This window comes from Variovorax sp. RTB1, assembly GCF_035018765.1.
GTDB lineage: Bacteria > Pseudomonadota > Gammaproteobacteria > Burkholderiales > Burkholderiaceae_C > Variovorax.
The window spans coordinates 1-12,758 of sequence record NZ_JASJXG010000081.1 but is presented as its reverse complement, the minus strand read 5'-3'; the positions used below and the strand labels follow the sequence as shown (position 1 = coordinate 12,758).

Genomic DNA, 12,758 nt, shown 5'->3' with positions numbered 1-12,758 from the left:
GGGGCACCCGCAGCACCTGCACCTGCACCTGCAGCGGCACCTGCAGCGGCACCGACCCCGGCAGCTACTGCTTTGCCTGCTCCGTCCCCCGCGCCCGCTGCTGCGCCCGCCCCCGCAGTTGCCGCGACGCCGGCAGCAACCGCGCCAGCGACGCCGACCGCAAACCCAACGACTGCATCGACCACCGCGCCCCCGACTCCGGCCGCCACGACCCCTACACCGGCAGTGCCTGTTGCCAAGGCCACGCCGCCCGCTGCTGCGCCAGTCGAGCGCGGCTTCTTCGCCGAGCTGATGGACAGCCCGCTCATGCTCGGGGCTGCTGCACTGATCGCGCTGCTTATCGCGTTCATTCTTTATCGCGTGCTAGGCCGCAAACGGCAAGACGCGGGCGACAGCGTGTTTCTCGAGAGCCGCATGCCGAAAGACTCGTTCTTCGGCGCCAGCGGCGGCGAGTCGGTCGACACCAAGAACCGCGGCAACTCGGTGGTGTCGTCGCTCTCGTATTCGCCGAGTCAGCTCGATGCAGGCGACGTCGATCCGGTTGCGGAAGCCGATGTTTACCTCGCCTACGGCCGCGATTTGCAAGCCGAAGAAATTTTGCGCGAAGCCCTTCGCGTGAATCCGGAACGCGCGGCCATTCACCTCAAGCTGCTTGAAATCCACGCCAAGCGACGCGACCTGCGCGCCTACGAAGCGCTGGCGACCGACGTGCACAAGCTGACCGGGGGCACCGGCAACGACTGGAACCGCGTCGTCGAGATGGGCAAGGAACTCGATCCGGGCAATCCTCTGTACGAAGCCGGCGTGCGCAGCGTTCCGCTGGCAGACACCACGCCGCAGCCGCTCAGCGATAACGAGATCACATTGCCGATCGTCAAGGCACCGACATCTGCTGCGCCCGCAGTGGCTCCGCCGCCCGCCTTCGTCCCATCCGTCGCACCGCTGGACTTCGACCTCGACCTGAGCAAGCCGCCGGCACCCAAGCCTGTGGCAGCACCCGTCAGTGCCAGCTTGCCGTCGGTTTCGGCGCCTTCGCTGAGCCCGGTCGCCATGCCGTTCTTGCCGAGCCTGAACGACACATCGCGCGGAAAGCCGGCGGCCACCACGGCGCCGGCACCGTTCAGCCACCGCGATGTGCTCGATCTTGAAAATGACTTTGATACCGCGCCAGGTGCCCTGGAGCCGGTGACCCGAGCCGTTGGCCTCGACGACGAGCACACGCAGCCCGCCACCTTGCGCGCTGGACTGCCGGGCGACTCGGGCTTCATCGAGTTCGACATGAGCTCGCTCGCCGGTTTGCACCGCGCGCCGAGCGACACCGAACCCGGTCGCCTAGAACCGCTCGACGAAGGCGGCGAAAGCCCGCATGCGGTCAAGCTGTCGCTGGCCCGCGAACTGCAGGCGCTCGGCGACGTCGAAGGTGCGCGCTCGCTGGTCGAAGAAGTCGAATCCGAGAGCTCGGGCGAACTCAAGTCGCAGGCCAAGCATCTGCTCGCCCAACTCCATTGAGTGCTGGCGCGGGCCGATGATCGTGTCGTGAGACTGGCCCTCGGCGTTCGCTATAACGGCCAAGCCTATGAAGGCTGGCAAAGCCAACTCTCTGGCCGCACGGTGCAGGACAAGCTCGAAACAGCGCTCGGTAAATTGGCCGGCAAGCGAATTTCGACTTTGTGCGCCGGCCGCACCGACACCGGCGTCCACGCACTGATGCAGGTCGTGCATTTCGACACCGAAGTCGAGCGCGAACTGGTGTCCTGGGTGCGCGGCACCAACCGCTTCCTGCCTTCTGACATCGCGGTGCAATGGGCGCATCCGGTGCCCGACGCTTTCCATTGCCGCGCGAATGCCGTGGCTCGCCGCTATCTCTACGTGCTCTCGCAGTCTCCGGTGCGGCCCAGCCTGGATTCGGGCCGCGTCGGCTGGTCGATGTACCCGCTCGACGGCAACGCGATGCGTGCTGCAGCCGCGCTGCTGCTCGGCTCACACGATTTCACCTCGTTTCGCGCCTCGTCCTGCCAGGCGCGATCGCCCGTCAAGGACATGCGCCGTATCGTCATCACGCGCCATGGCGAAAGCGAGCGTTGCCGATGGCACTTCGAGTTCGAGGCCGACGCCTTCCTACACCACATGATTCGCAACCTGATGGGCTGCCTCGTGCGCATCGGGCGCGGCGACGAAAAACCCGAATGGATGCTGACCGTGCTCGAAGCGCGCAGCCGCATGGCCGCAGCACCGACCTTCTCCCCGGACGGCTTGTACTTCGTGGGACCGTTGTACGACGCCAAGTGGGGCCTGCCGGCCGAAGCCACCTTACAACCAGGAGGCGGCCCCTATGATGAGTCGCCATGACCCGAACCCGAATCAAGATCTGTGGCCTCACGCGTGAGCAAGACGTCGACGAAGCCGTCGCCGCCGGCGCAGACGCCGTCGGCTTCGTGCTGTACGCGGGAAGCCAACGCGGGGTAACGCCGCAGCGCGCTGCAGTGCTGGCATCGCGCCTGCCGCCCTTCGTGACGCCCGTGCTGCTCTTCGTCAACGAAGACCCAGCCCAAGCCCTCGCCGCACTGGCTACCGTACCGGGTGCCATCGCGCAGTTCCACGGCGACGAAACGCCGCAGCGATGTTTTGAGTCGAGTGGCACGGGGCGTTATCGCTTCATGCGCGCGGCCCGCATTCCCCTTGGCTTGGCCGGGATCGACTTCGACCTCGTAAAATACGCTTCCGATTTCTCTCACGCCCAGGCCATCCTGCTCGACGCGCATGTCGACGGTTACGGCGGTGGCGGCAAGGCATTCGATTGGTCACTTCTTCCACCCGCCGTCGACGCTCACCTCGTCTTGAGTGGTGGACTCACACCTGCAAACGTGGGCGATGGCATTCGCCAGTTGCGGACATGCGGCAAAACGCTGTCCGTTGATGTGAGCTCCGGCGTCGAAGCCGATGCACCCGACGGCATGACCGTCAAGGGCATCAAGGACGCCGACAAGATCCGCAACTTCGTGACGGCCGTCCGGGCCGCCGACGCTGCTTCCTGATTCCGCCGCACCGCCTCGACAGGCCGGGCGCGGCCCAACCGATCGAGACCCTTCATGCAAAGCACCTATCAGCAACCTGACGCCACCGGCCACTTCGGCATCTACGGCGGAAGTTTCGCGAGCGAGACGCTCACACATGCCATCGCCGAATTGCGCGATGCGTACGCGAAGTTCAAAGACGATCCAGCCTTCCTTGCCGAGTTCCACTACGAGCTGAAGCACTTCGTAGGGCGACCATCGCCGATCTACCACGCCGCGCGCACCAGTCGTGAAATGGGCGGCGCGCAGATCTACCTGAAACGCGAAGATCTGAACCACACCGGCGCACACAAGATCAACAACGTGATCGGCCAGGCGATGCTCGCCCGGCGCATGGGCAAGCCACGCATCATTGCGGAGACCGGCGCCGGCCAGCACGGCGTGGCGACCGCGACCATCTGCGCGCGCTACGGCCTCGAATGCGTGATCTACATGGGCAGCGCCGACGTCCAGCGCCAGAGCCCCAACGTCTACCGCATGAACCTTCTCGGCGCCACGGTGGTGCCGGTCGAATCGGGTAGCAAGACACTGAAAGACGCGCTGAACGAAGCCATGCGCGACTGGGTCGCCAACGTCGACGATACCTTCTACATCATCGGTACGGTGGCCGGACCGCACCCCTATCCGATGATGGTGCGCGACTTTCAGAGCGTGATCGGCACCGAGTGCATCGGCCAGATGCCGGCCATGCTGGCTGCGGATGGAATGACCGGAGAAGCTGAAGGCAAGCAACCGGATGTGGTTCTGGCCTGCGTCGGCGGCGGCAGCAACGCGATGGGCATCTTCTACCCTTACATCCCGTTCGCGAATACGCGCCTCATCGGTGTCGAAGCCGCGGGCGAAGGCCTCGACAGTGGCAAGCACTCGGCGTCGATCCTGCGCGGCAGCCCCGGCGTGCTGCACGGCAACCGAACCTACCTGCTGCAAAACGAAGACGGCCAGGTGACCGAAACGCACAGCATCAGCGCGGGCCTGGACTATCCCGGCGTAGGACCAGAGCACGCCTATCTTTCGGACATCGGCCGCGCCGAATACGTCGGGGTGACCGACACCGAAGCACTCGAAGCCTTCCACTATCTTTGCCGTACCGAAGGCATCATTCCGGCGCTGGAGCCCGCCCATGCCCTGGCCTACGCCATGAAGCTGGCCAAGACGATGCGCAGCGACCAGTCGATTCTGGTCAACCTCTCGGGACGCGGCGACAAGGACATCGGCACGGTGGCCGACTTGGCAGGCGTCGACTTTTACGACCGACCCTCGATGCGCGGTTTTCAGGTGAAAGGAGGCAAAGCATGAGCCGCATTGCCGCCACCTTCGCTGCTCTCCAAAAAGATGGGCGCCGAGCGCTCATTCCGTACGTCACGGCCGGCTTTCCGTTCGCCGACGTCACGCCGGAGCTGATGCACGGCATGGTCGCAGCAGGCGCCGACGTGATCGAGTTGGGTGTTCCCTTCTCCGATCCGATGGCCGATGGCCCGGTCATTCAAAAGGCCGGCGAAGCTGCCCTCGCTTTAGGCGTCGGCATGAAGCAGGTGTTGGCGATGGTCAGCGCCTTCCGCAGGCAGGACACGATCACGCCGGTGGTGCTGATGGGCTACGCCAACCCTGTCGAAAAGTACGGCCTGGTACACGGCGCTGGCAGCTTCATTCGCGACGCAGTGGTGGCCGGCATCGATGGATTGCTTATCGTCGACTACCCGCCCGAAGAGTGCGAAGACTTCGCGGCACGACTGCAGGCAGCCGGCATCGATCTGATCTTCTTGCTGGCACCGACGAGCACCGAAGCGCGCATGGCGCAGGTGGCTCGCATTGCAAGCGGCTACGTCTACTACGTCTCTTTAAAGGGTGTGACGGGCGCAGGCAACCTCGACACGGACGCTGTCAGCAAGATGCTGCCGCGCATCCGCCAGCACGTGAGCATTCCGGTCGGCGTGGGCTTCGGCATTCGCGACGCGCACACGGCACAGGCGGTCGGCGCTACGGCGGATGCCGTCGTGATCGGCACGAAGATCATCCAGTTGATCGAGACCCAGCCGCGTGAACGAGTGGTGCCTGTGGTCAGCGAATTTCTCGCAGGGATCCGCGATGCGCTTGACGCCCTGCCCGCCTTGACCACGACCACGACCGCCAGCGGTTCGGCTGGTCGATAATCTTGTCTGGCTTCCCTCCAGGACTGAATCATGAGCTGGCTTGAAAAACTGCTACCCGCGAAGATCGCGCAAACCGACCCGAGCGAGCGCCGCCAGGTACCCGAAGGGCTCTGGATCAAGTGCCCGAGCTGCGAAACGGTGCTCTACAAGACCGACCTCGAGCACAACCAGAATGTCTGCCCGAGTTGCACCCATCACTTTCGAATCGGCGCGCGCGCACGGATCGACAGCTTCCTCGACGCTGAAGGCCGCTATGAAGTCGGCCAGGAAGTGTTGCCCGTCGATGCGCTCAAGTTCAAGGACAGCCGCAAGTACACCGAGCGCCTGAAAGAAGCGCTTGAAAACACCGGCGAGACCGATTCGCTCGTGGTCATGGGCGGCTCGGTGCACAGCATCAGCGTGGTGGTGGCTTGCTTCGAGTTCGAGTTCATGGGCGGCAGCATGGGCAGCGTCGTCGGCGAGCGCTTCGTGCGCGGCGTGCAAACGGCCATCGAGCAGAAAGTGCCGTTCATTTGCTTCACCGCCACCGGCGGCGCGCGCATGCAGGAAGGCCTGCTGTCGCTGATGCAAATGGCCAAGACCAATGCATCGCTCACCCGACTCGCCAAGAAGGGCTTGCCGTACATCAGCGTGCTGACCGACCCCACGATGGGCGGCGTGTCCGCTGGCTTCGCATTCGTCGGAGATGTGGTGATTGCCGAGCCGAAGGCGCTGATCGGCTTTGCCGGGCCGCGCGTCATCGAGTCGACGGTTCGCGTGACGCTGCCGGAGGGTTTTCAGCGCTCGGAGTTCTTGCAGACCAAAGGCGCGATCGACTTCATCAGCGACCGCCGCGAACTGCGCAAGACCATCGCCAGCACGCTGGCCATGCTGCTGCGCCAGCCGGCGGACGCGGTCGTTTAAAAGCTGTCGATCGGGCTGGCTAGCGGCCCAGCATCCAGGCCCAGCCCATCGCATTGCCGAGCAGGATCGCCGCAACCTGCAGCAGCACGATCGCCACGAGCGGCGACAGATCGACGCCGCCGATCAGTGGAATGAAGCGGCGTAACGGCCGTACCAAAGGCTCGGCGAGGCGCGCAATGAGATCGAGCAGCATCGCATTGGCGCCTGGCACCCACGACAGCACCGCGTAGACGACCAGCAACGCGGTCAGCCCCGACACCGCTAGTTGCGCGAGTCCGATCAGAGAAATCAGCGGCAATACCGTGATCTTGCTGAGGTTTCCAAGCAGCAGCCACAGCAGCAAGAACTTCACCATGACCAACAGCCAAGCCGCTATCGGGCTGGCGATGTCCCAACGCTTGTACGACGGCACGATGCGGCGCAGCGGCATCACGATCCAGTCGGTTACTGCGAAGACGAAGCGCCCCAGCGGGTTGCCGAAAGGCACGCGGTGATACTGCATGTAGAGACGCAGCAGGCATGCGCCGCCGAGCAGGCCGACGATGACGTCGAGCAAAAACGAGGGGATCTGATAGAGCATGGCGCGAAGTCTTGAGCGGAATGCGATGATAGCGACGCAAGGTGCATCGATGACGACACAACCCCTTCTGCTCTCTCTCCCTTTGTTCCCGCTGGGCACAGTCCTTTTTCCTGGAGGCCTGCTTCCGCTGCGAATCTTCGAGGTGCGTTACCTCGACATGATCGGCAAGTGTCACAAGGCGGGCACGCCTTTTGGCGTGGTAAGCCTTAACCAGGGCAGCGAAGTCCGCAAGGCCGGCGCTGGCGCCGAGAGTTTTGCATCGACCGGCGTGCTGGCTTCGATTCGAGAGCTGACTACGCCGCAAAGCGGCTTGCTGGAGATCGAATGCGTCGGGACACAACGGTTTCGCGTGATCGGCACCGAGCTGCAAAAGCATGGCCTCTGGACCGCCGAAGTCGAAGCGGTGCCCGACGATCTGGCACTCGCCATCCCTGAAGACCTGCAGCACACGACCATGGCATTGCAGCGGCTGGTGAACACTCTGGAAGAGCGCCGCGCCGCCGAGGGCGAAGAAGAGGTTCAGTTGCCGATCGGTAAACCCTACCGCTTCGACGATTGCGGCTGGGTCGCCAACCGCTGGTGCGAGTTGCTGCCCGTGCAGCCCACCGTCAAACAGCGCTTGATGGAACTGGACAGTCCGCTGATGCGACTCGAATTGGTCAGTGATTTGCTCGCACGTAGCGGCATCGCTGAATAGCTTGCTACTCTTTTGATAGCGCTCGACGCAGATTCGGCGCCCGTTTCGACCCGATTCGCAGCAGGGACCTTGGGCTAAAATTCTGGCCTTTCGCGCTGGCGCTGCTCCCATCGCATCTGCTTCAGCTATTCGCTTGCTGCGCCACGCCCGACTCTTTACTTTCTTCGCATCTCTGCATCGCACAGCCCTCGCCTCTCAGCCTCCATGTCCGACCATCTGATCCCCGCCACGCCGACGCCCGTCGCGCCAGCCGCCGTCACCGCGCCCGCAGTCGACGAGAACCAGCTCATTGCCGAACGCCGCGACAAGCTCGGCCTGATGCGCAGCGCCCAAGCCGCCGGCAAAGGCGTCGCGTTCCCCAACGACTTCAAGCCGGCCGATCGCGCATCGGCGCTGATGGCGTCGCATGGCCTCACCGAACCCGATGCGCTCGAAGCGCAGGCCGTGCCAGCCAGTGTGGCCGGTCGCATGATGCTGAAGCGGGTCATGGGCAAGGCAAGTTTTGCGACCGTTCAGGATTCCACCGGCCGCATCCAGCTGTACGTGACGCGTGATGGCATCGGCGAAGAAGCCTATGCCGATTTCAAGCGCTGGGATTTGGGCGACATCGTCGGCGCCGAAGGCACCATGTTCAAAACCAAGACTGGCGAGTTGTCGGTCAAGGTGAGCAAGCTGCGCATGCTGACCAAGAGCCTGCGCCCGCTACCAGACAAGTTCCACGGCATGGCCGACCAGGAACAGAAATACCGCCAGCGCTACGTCGACCTGATCACCGACGAAGCCGCGCGCGACCGCTTCAAGGCGCGCAGCCGCGCCGTCAGCGCATTGCGCGAATTCATGGTCGCCAACGATTTCCTCGAAGTCGAAACGCCGATGCTGCATCCGATTCCAGGCGGTGCCAACGCCAAGCCGTTCAAGACGCACCACAACGCGCTCGACCAGGAAATGTTCTTGCGCATCGCGCCCGAGCTATACCTGAAGCGGCTGATCGTCGGCGGCTTCGAGCGCGTCTTCGAGATCAACCGGAGCTACCGCAACGAGGGCATCTCGGTGCGGCACAACCCCGAGTTCACGATGATGGAGTTCTACGCGGCGTACTGGAACTACCAGGACCTGATGGACTTCACCGAGCTCATCATCCGGACCATCGCGAAGAAAACCGTCGGCAGCGAACAGTTGAGCTATGGTGGCAAGTCGGTCGACTTGAGCCAGCCCTTCGAGCGCTTGACGATCCGCGAAGCCATCCAGAAACACACCGACGCAGGCGATAACGTCGACGACATCTCCTGGCTCACCCATGCGCTGCGCAAGATCGGTCTGAGCGAGGACAAGAACAAACTCTCGCAGCGCAGCCTCGCCAGCCTGCAAGTCATGTACTTCGAAGAAACTGTGGAAGAGAAGCTTTGGCAGCCGACCTTCATCATGGAACACCCGACCGAGATATCGCCTCTCGCACGCGCCAACGACGACCGACCTGAAGTGACCGAGCGCTTCGAGCTCTACATTACCGGTCGCGAGTTCGGCAACGGCTTCAGCGAGCTGAACGACGCCGAAGACCAGGCGGCGCGCTTCAACGCGCAGGTCGCCGCCAAGGACTCGGGCGACGACGAAGCGATGTTCTACGACCACGACTTCGTGCGGGCGCTCGAGTACGGCATGCCGCCGACCGGCGGTTGCGGCATCGGCATTGACCGCTTCATGATGCTGTTGACCGACTCGCCGAGCATCCGCGACGTCATCCTGTTTCCGGCGTTGCGGCGCGAGGCTTGAACGCGCTCGCAACCTCCATCGGCATCGACTTCGGCACGTCGAACTCGGCGGTGTCGTGCGCGATTGGCGATGGGCCGGCACGTCTGTTGCCGATCGAAGGCGACGCGACGACGTTGCCGACCGCATTGTTCTTCAATGCCGAAGACCGCACGACCCACTTCGGTCGCGATGCCATGGCGCACTATCTCGCCGGCACCGACGGCCGCCTGATGCGCTCATTGAAGAGCTTGCTCGGCAGCGCGCTGATGCAGGAAACGACTGCGGTGTACGACGGCCTGCTGAGCTTCCAGGACATCATCGCGCGCTTTCTGCATGAGCTCGGATCGCGCGCCGAAGCCGAACTCGGCCATCGCCCCGAGCGCGTGGTCATCGGGCGCCCGGTGCACTTCGTCGACGACGACGACAAGCGCGACCGCAAGGCCGAAGACAGCTTGCGACACGCCGCCCGCTCGGCCGGTTTTAGAGATGTCGCCTTTCAACTGGAACCGATCGCTGCAGCCTTCGACTACGAGCAGCGCGTGACGCGTGAGTCGATCGTGCTGGTGGTCGATATCGGCGGCGGCACATCGGACTTCACTATCGTCCGGGTCGGTCCCGATCGCATCGCACGGGCCGACCGCAGCGACGATGTGCTCGCTACCAGTGGTGTGCACATCGGCGGTACGGATTTCGATCAACGGCTCAACCTCGAGCGCGTGATGCCCGAGCTGGGTTTTCGTCATCTTGGGCCCGACGGCCGCGAGGTGCCGAGCAAAGTCTTCTTCGACTTGTCGTCCTGGCATCTCATCCACTGGCTGCAAACGCCGAAGGCATTGAGCCAGGCGCAGTCTCTGCGGGTGAACTACAGCAATCGGCACTTGCACGAGCGGCTGATGACGGTACTCGACGAGCGCTACGGTCACCGCATCGCCAGCGAAGTCGAGCAAGCCAAGATCCGCGCCTCGATCAGCGGTGAGGCGACCGACATCGATCTGTCGTTCGTTGAAGCGGCATTGCACGCCACGCTGTCGCAGGCTGACATGGAACAGCAGCTCGCCGCGCCGCTCGAAACGGTGATCGCCTGCGCACACGCCTGCGTCAAGCGGGCCGGGCTGCGAAGCAACGAGCTCGATGCGATCTACCTCACAGGCGGTTCGTCTGCGCTGCGCCCGTTTCAGCACGCGTTGCGCCGCAGTTTTGCCGGCGTTCAGATGATCGAAGGCGACCTGTTCGGCGGCGTTGCAGCCGGCCTGGCGTATGCGGCGCGTGCGCGCCAGCGGGCGCCTCTATCGACATGATTGCGGCATGACTGCGACATGAACGCCGCATGAAATACCTCGCGGGCTATTCACCCGGCGTGCTGGCGCAAGTCCAGCAGCGCCTGGACGATGGAAGCCTAGGCACCTTGCTGCTACAGCGCTACCCTTCTGTGCACGAGGTACGAACCGACCGCGCGCTCTACGACTATGTGACCGATCTCAAGAGCGAGTTCATGCGCAAGGCAGAACCACTGTCGAAGGTGGCGTTCGACAACAAGCTGCATGTCATCCGCAACGCGCTCGGAACGCACACCACCATCTCGCGCGTGCAAGGCGGAAAGCTCAAAGCCAAACGCGAAATTCGCGTGTCGAGCCTGTTCAAGGAAGTGCCGATCGAGTGGTTGCGGATGATCGTCGTGCACGAACTCGCGCACATGAAAGAGCGCGATCACGACAAGGCGTTCTATGCACTGTGCACGCACATGGAGCCAGACTATCACCGGCTCGAGCTCGATCTGCGGCTGTACCTCACCCACCTGGATGCGGGTGGGGCGCGCTTGTGGTTGTCTGGCGCCTGACCTCAGACCGCGCTGGCGATCAAGTCGCGCGCGCGCAGATAGCCTGGAGAGCTGGTGAGGTGCTCCCACTGCAGCGCCGCCGTCGTCGGTAGCAGCGCACGCCTCCGCGCTTCTCCGGCAGCGCTCGGTTGCCAGCGACCATCCGTTTGCGCAGCGGCCATCCCACCCAGCAATTCATCCAGTGGCGCTCCGTCACCCACACTCTGGTTACACAACAGTGCCAAGTCGCAGCCCGCACCGAGCGCGGCCAATGCGGCATCGACATAGCTCAGCAGTTCGCCATCGATCCGGCGCGCCGCTTCCATGCTCAGGTCGTCGCTGAAGACCGCGCCGTCGAAGCCGAGCCTCCCGCGCAGGATGTCCTGCAACCACTTCGCAGAGAAGCCGGCTGGGCGCGCGTCGACCTTCGGATAGATGACGTGCGCCGGCATCACCGCAGCGAGCGCACCGCCAAGCCAATCGAACGGCCGCGTGTCCTCGGCAAGGATCGCCTTCAAGCTGCGCCGATCGATCGGGATCGCGACGTGCGAGTCCGCCTTGACGAAACCATGCCCCGGGAAATGCTTGCCGCAGTTGGCCATGCCGGCTTGCAGCAGTCCATGCATGACGCTCTTGGCCAGCAAGGCGACCACCCGCGGGTCGCGATGAAAACTGCGGTCGCCGATGACGCTGCTTTCGCCGTAGTCGAGGTCCAGAACAGGAGCGAAGCTGAAGTCGACGCCGCAGGCGCGCAGTTCGCTCGCAAGCACATAGCCAACGGCCGACGCCCGCCGCGTCGCCTCCATCGGATCGCGCATCCACGCTTCGCCAAGCGAGCGCATCGATGGCAGGCGGGTAAATCCGTCCGTTCGAAAACGCTGCACGCGACCGCCCTCGTGGTCGACACAGATCAGCAGATCGGGTCGGAGCGCCTTGATGTCGGCGTTGAGGGCGGTGAGTTGCGCTCGGTCGTGCCAGTTACGCGCGAAATGGATGACGCCTCCCACGAGCGGGTCGGCAAGCCGGCGATGGTCGGCCGCTGTCAGCTCGGTGCCGGCCACGTCGATGATGAGAGGGGAATGTATGGCGTCGGTCATGCTTTTTCCACGACCACGAAGCTCGCGGCGTAATCGGTTTCGTCGGTGACTGTCACATGGGCGGTGAGCCCCTCGGCCTCGAACCAGTCCTTGAGGCCGCCGTGCAGCACGATCACCGGCTTGCCGCTTCGCAGGTTGGCGATCTCGCAGAGGCGCCAGCTCATCGGCATGCGCATGCCGGTGCCGATGGCCTTGCTGAAGGCTTCCTTTGCAGAGAAGCGCGTAGCGAGATAGCTGATGCCGCGCTTGGGCCAGCGAACGCTCCGGCTTTGCCAGATAGCGAACTCGGCGTCGCTCAACACGCGACGCGCAAAGCGTTCGCCCTGTCGCTCGTAAGTGGCCGCGATGCGGCGCACATCGCAGATGTCGGTGCCGATGCCGTAGATCACGGGGCGTCGACGATCACTTCGCCTCGGCGATGCAGCGCAGGTACTCCAGCGTGGCGGACGTATAGCCGAGCTCGAGCGCGTCTGCGACGAAGGCATGGCCGATCGACACTTCGCGCACACCGCGTACCGCGCGCAAGAAGTCGGTCAGGTTGTCGCGGTTCAGGTCGTGCCCGGCATTGACTTCGAGCCCCACCGCCTGCGCTGCGCGCGCCGTATCGACGTAGAGCTGCAGCACGCCAGCCGCGCGCGAAGTGCCGCGCGACGAGGCATAGCCTTCGGTGTAGAGCTCGACGCGGTCGGCGC

At 64.0% G+C, this 12,758-nt stretch carries 15 protein-coding genes; 10 read left to right on the top strand and 5 right to left on the bottom strand.

All coding sequences use genetic code 11. The features are described from left to right. Positions 1-308: hypothetical protein (locus QN397_RS25600; protein WP_323502364.1), on the bottom strand; the 308-nt coding region annotated here is incomplete at its 3' end. Between QN397_RS25600 and QN397_RS25595 the strand changes: the two genes are divergently transcribed. From QN397_RS25595 to accD, 6 genes are read left to right on the top strand one after another with little or no spacing between them, the layout of a single operon-like run. Next, positions 292-1,509: a FimV/HubP family polar landmark protein gene (locus tag QN397_RS25595; RefSeq protein ID WP_323502363.1), complete on the top strand. Its 1,218-nt coding sequence runs from the start codon at positions 292-294 to the stop codon at positions 1,507-1,509. The two genes, QN397_RS25600 and QN397_RS25595, sit on opposite strands and share 17 nt — an antisense overlap. 27 nt (positions 1,510-1,536) lie before the next feature. Beyond that, positions 1,537-2,349: a tRNA pseudouridine(38-40) synthase TruA gene (truA, locus tag QN397_RS25590; RefSeq protein ID WP_323496656.1), complete on the top strand. Its 813-nt coding sequence runs from the start codon at positions 1,537-1,539 to the stop codon at positions 2,347-2,349. Next, a complete protein-coding gene (locus tag QN397_RS25585; RefSeq protein WP_323496657.1) occupies positions 2,346-3,035 on the top strand; it encodes a phosphoribosylanthranilate isomerase in 690 nt (229 codons plus the stop codon). Before truA ends, QN397_RS25585 begins: the two co-directional genes overlap by 4 nt. Positions 3,036-3,089: 54 nt before the next feature. Then, positions 3,090-4,370 (top strand): tryptophan synthase subunit beta, encoded by a 1,281-nt coding sequence (gene trpB, locus QN397_RS25580; RefSeq protein ID WP_323496658.1) that lies wholly within the window; start codon positions 3,090-3,092, stop codon positions 4,368-4,370. Then, the gene (gene trpA, locus QN397_RS25575) at positions 4,367-5,224 is read left to right on the top strand and encodes a tryptophan synthase subunit alpha (protein WP_323496659.1); all 858 of its coding nucleotides are present in this window, start codon (positions 4,367-4,369) and stop codon (positions 5,222-5,224) included. The genes trpB and trpA overlap by 4 nt, the downstream gene beginning before the upstream one ends. A gap of 30 nt (positions 5,225-5,254) precedes the next feature. Next, positions 5,255-6,127: an acetyl-CoA carboxylase, carboxyltransferase subunit beta gene (gene accD / locus QN397_RS25570; protein ID WP_187052711.1), complete on the top strand. Its 873-nt coding sequence runs from the start codon at positions 5,255-5,257 to the stop codon at positions 6,125-6,127. A 19-nt stretch (positions 6,128-6,146) separates the two neighbouring features. On the opposite strand, the gene QN397_RS25565 is transcribed toward accD, so the two are convergent. After that, positions 6,147-6,707 carry a YggT family protein gene (locus QN397_RS25565; protein ID WP_323496660.1) on the bottom strand — a complete coding sequence of 187 codons (561 nt, stop codon included), beginning with the start codon at positions 6,705-6,707 and terminating at the stop codon, positions 6,147-6,149. Between the two features lie 49 nt (positions 6,708-6,756). On the opposite strand from QN397_RS25565, the gene QN397_RS25560 reads away from it, so the two are divergent. The 4 genes from QN397_RS25560 (at position 6,757) to QN397_RS25545 (ending at position 10,990) form a co-directional block, all read left to right on the top strand. Continuing rightward, complete coding sequence (locus QN397_RS25560; RefSeq protein ID WP_323496661.1) at positions 6,757-7,404, top strand: LON peptidase substrate-binding domain-containing protein; 648 nt, start codon at positions 6,757-6,759, stop codon at positions 7,402-7,404. 204 nt (positions 7,405-7,608) lie between these two features. After that, the gene (lysS, locus tag QN397_RS25555; RefSeq protein ID WP_323496662.1) at positions 7,609-9,174 is read left to right on the top strand and encodes a lysine--tRNA ligase; all 1,566 of its coding nucleotides are present in this window, start codon (positions 7,609-7,611) and stop codon (positions 9,172-9,174) included. After that, positions 9,171-10,451: an Hsp70 family protein gene (locus QN397_RS25550; RefSeq protein WP_323496663.1), complete on the top strand. Its 1,281-nt coding sequence runs from the start codon at positions 9,171-9,173 to the stop codon at positions 10,449-10,451. The genes lysS and QN397_RS25550 overlap by 4 nt, the downstream gene beginning before the upstream one ends. Positions 10,452-10,480: 29 nt before the next feature. Next, positions 10,481-10,990 (top strand): M48 family metallopeptidase, encoded by a 510-nt coding sequence (locus tag QN397_RS25545; protein WP_323496664.1) that lies wholly within the window; start codon positions 10,481-10,483, stop codon positions 10,988-10,990. Between the two features lie 2 nt (positions 10,991-10,992). Here the strand turns inward: QN397_RS25545 and nagZ are convergent, their stop codons facing one another. From nagZ to QN397_RS25530, 3 genes are all read right to left on the bottom strand, one after another. Next, entirely contained in the window at positions 10,993-12,066 is a 1,074-nt protein-coding gene (gene nagZ, locus QN397_RS25540) for a beta-N-acetylhexosaminidase (protein WP_323496665.1), read from the bottom strand. Then, entirely contained in the window at positions 12,063-12,455 is a 393-nt protein-coding gene (gene acpS, locus QN397_RS25535; RefSeq protein WP_323496666.1) for a holo-ACP synthase, read from the bottom strand. Before acpS ends, nagZ begins: the two co-directional genes overlap by 4 nt. Positions 12,456-12,468: 13 nt before the next feature. Further along, positions 12,469-12,758: pyridoxine 5'-phosphate synthase (locus tag QN397_RS25530; protein ID WP_323502361.1), on the bottom strand; the 290-nt coding region annotated here is incomplete at its 5' end.

Bases quoted from the DNA above. Each gene is read 5' to 3' on its own strand.
- QN397_RS25595 (WP_323502363.1), top strand. From the start codon at position 292: ATGGACAGCCCGCTCATGCTCGGGGCTGCTGCACTGATCGCGCTGCTT.
- QN397_RS25585 (WP_323496657.1), top strand. From the start codon at position 2,346: ATGACCCGAACCCGAATCAAGATCTGTGGCCTCACGCGTGAGCAAGAC.
- trpB (WP_323496658.1), top strand. From the start codon at position 3,090: ATGCAAAGCACCTATCAGCAACCTGACGCCACCGGCCACTTCGGCATC.
- trpA (WP_323496659.1), top strand. From the start codon at position 4,367: ATGAGCCGCATTGCCGCCACCTTCGCTGCTCTCCAAAAAGATGGGCGC.
- accD (WP_187052711.1), top strand. From the start codon at position 5,255: ATGAGCTGGCTTGAAAAACTGCTACCCGCGAAGATCGCGCAAACCGAC.
- QN397_RS25565 (WP_323496660.1), bottom strand. From the start codon at position 6,707: ATGCTCTATCAGATCCCCTCGTTTTTGCTCGACGTCATCGTCGGCCTG.
- QN397_RS25560 (WP_323496661.1), top strand. From the start codon at position 6,757: ATGACGACACAACCCCTTCTGCTCTCTCTCCCTTTGTTCCCGCTGGGC.
- lysS (WP_323496662.1), top strand. From the start codon at position 7,609: ATGTCCGACCATCTGATCCCCGCCACGCCGACGCCCGTCGCGCCAGCC.
- QN397_RS25545 (WP_323496664.1), top strand. From the start codon at position 10,481: ATGAAATACCTCGCGGGCTATTCACCCGGCGTGCTGGCGCAAGTCCAG.
- nagZ (WP_323496665.1), bottom strand. From the start codon at position 12,066: ATGACCGACGCCATACATTCCCCTCTCATCATCGACGTGGCCGGCACC.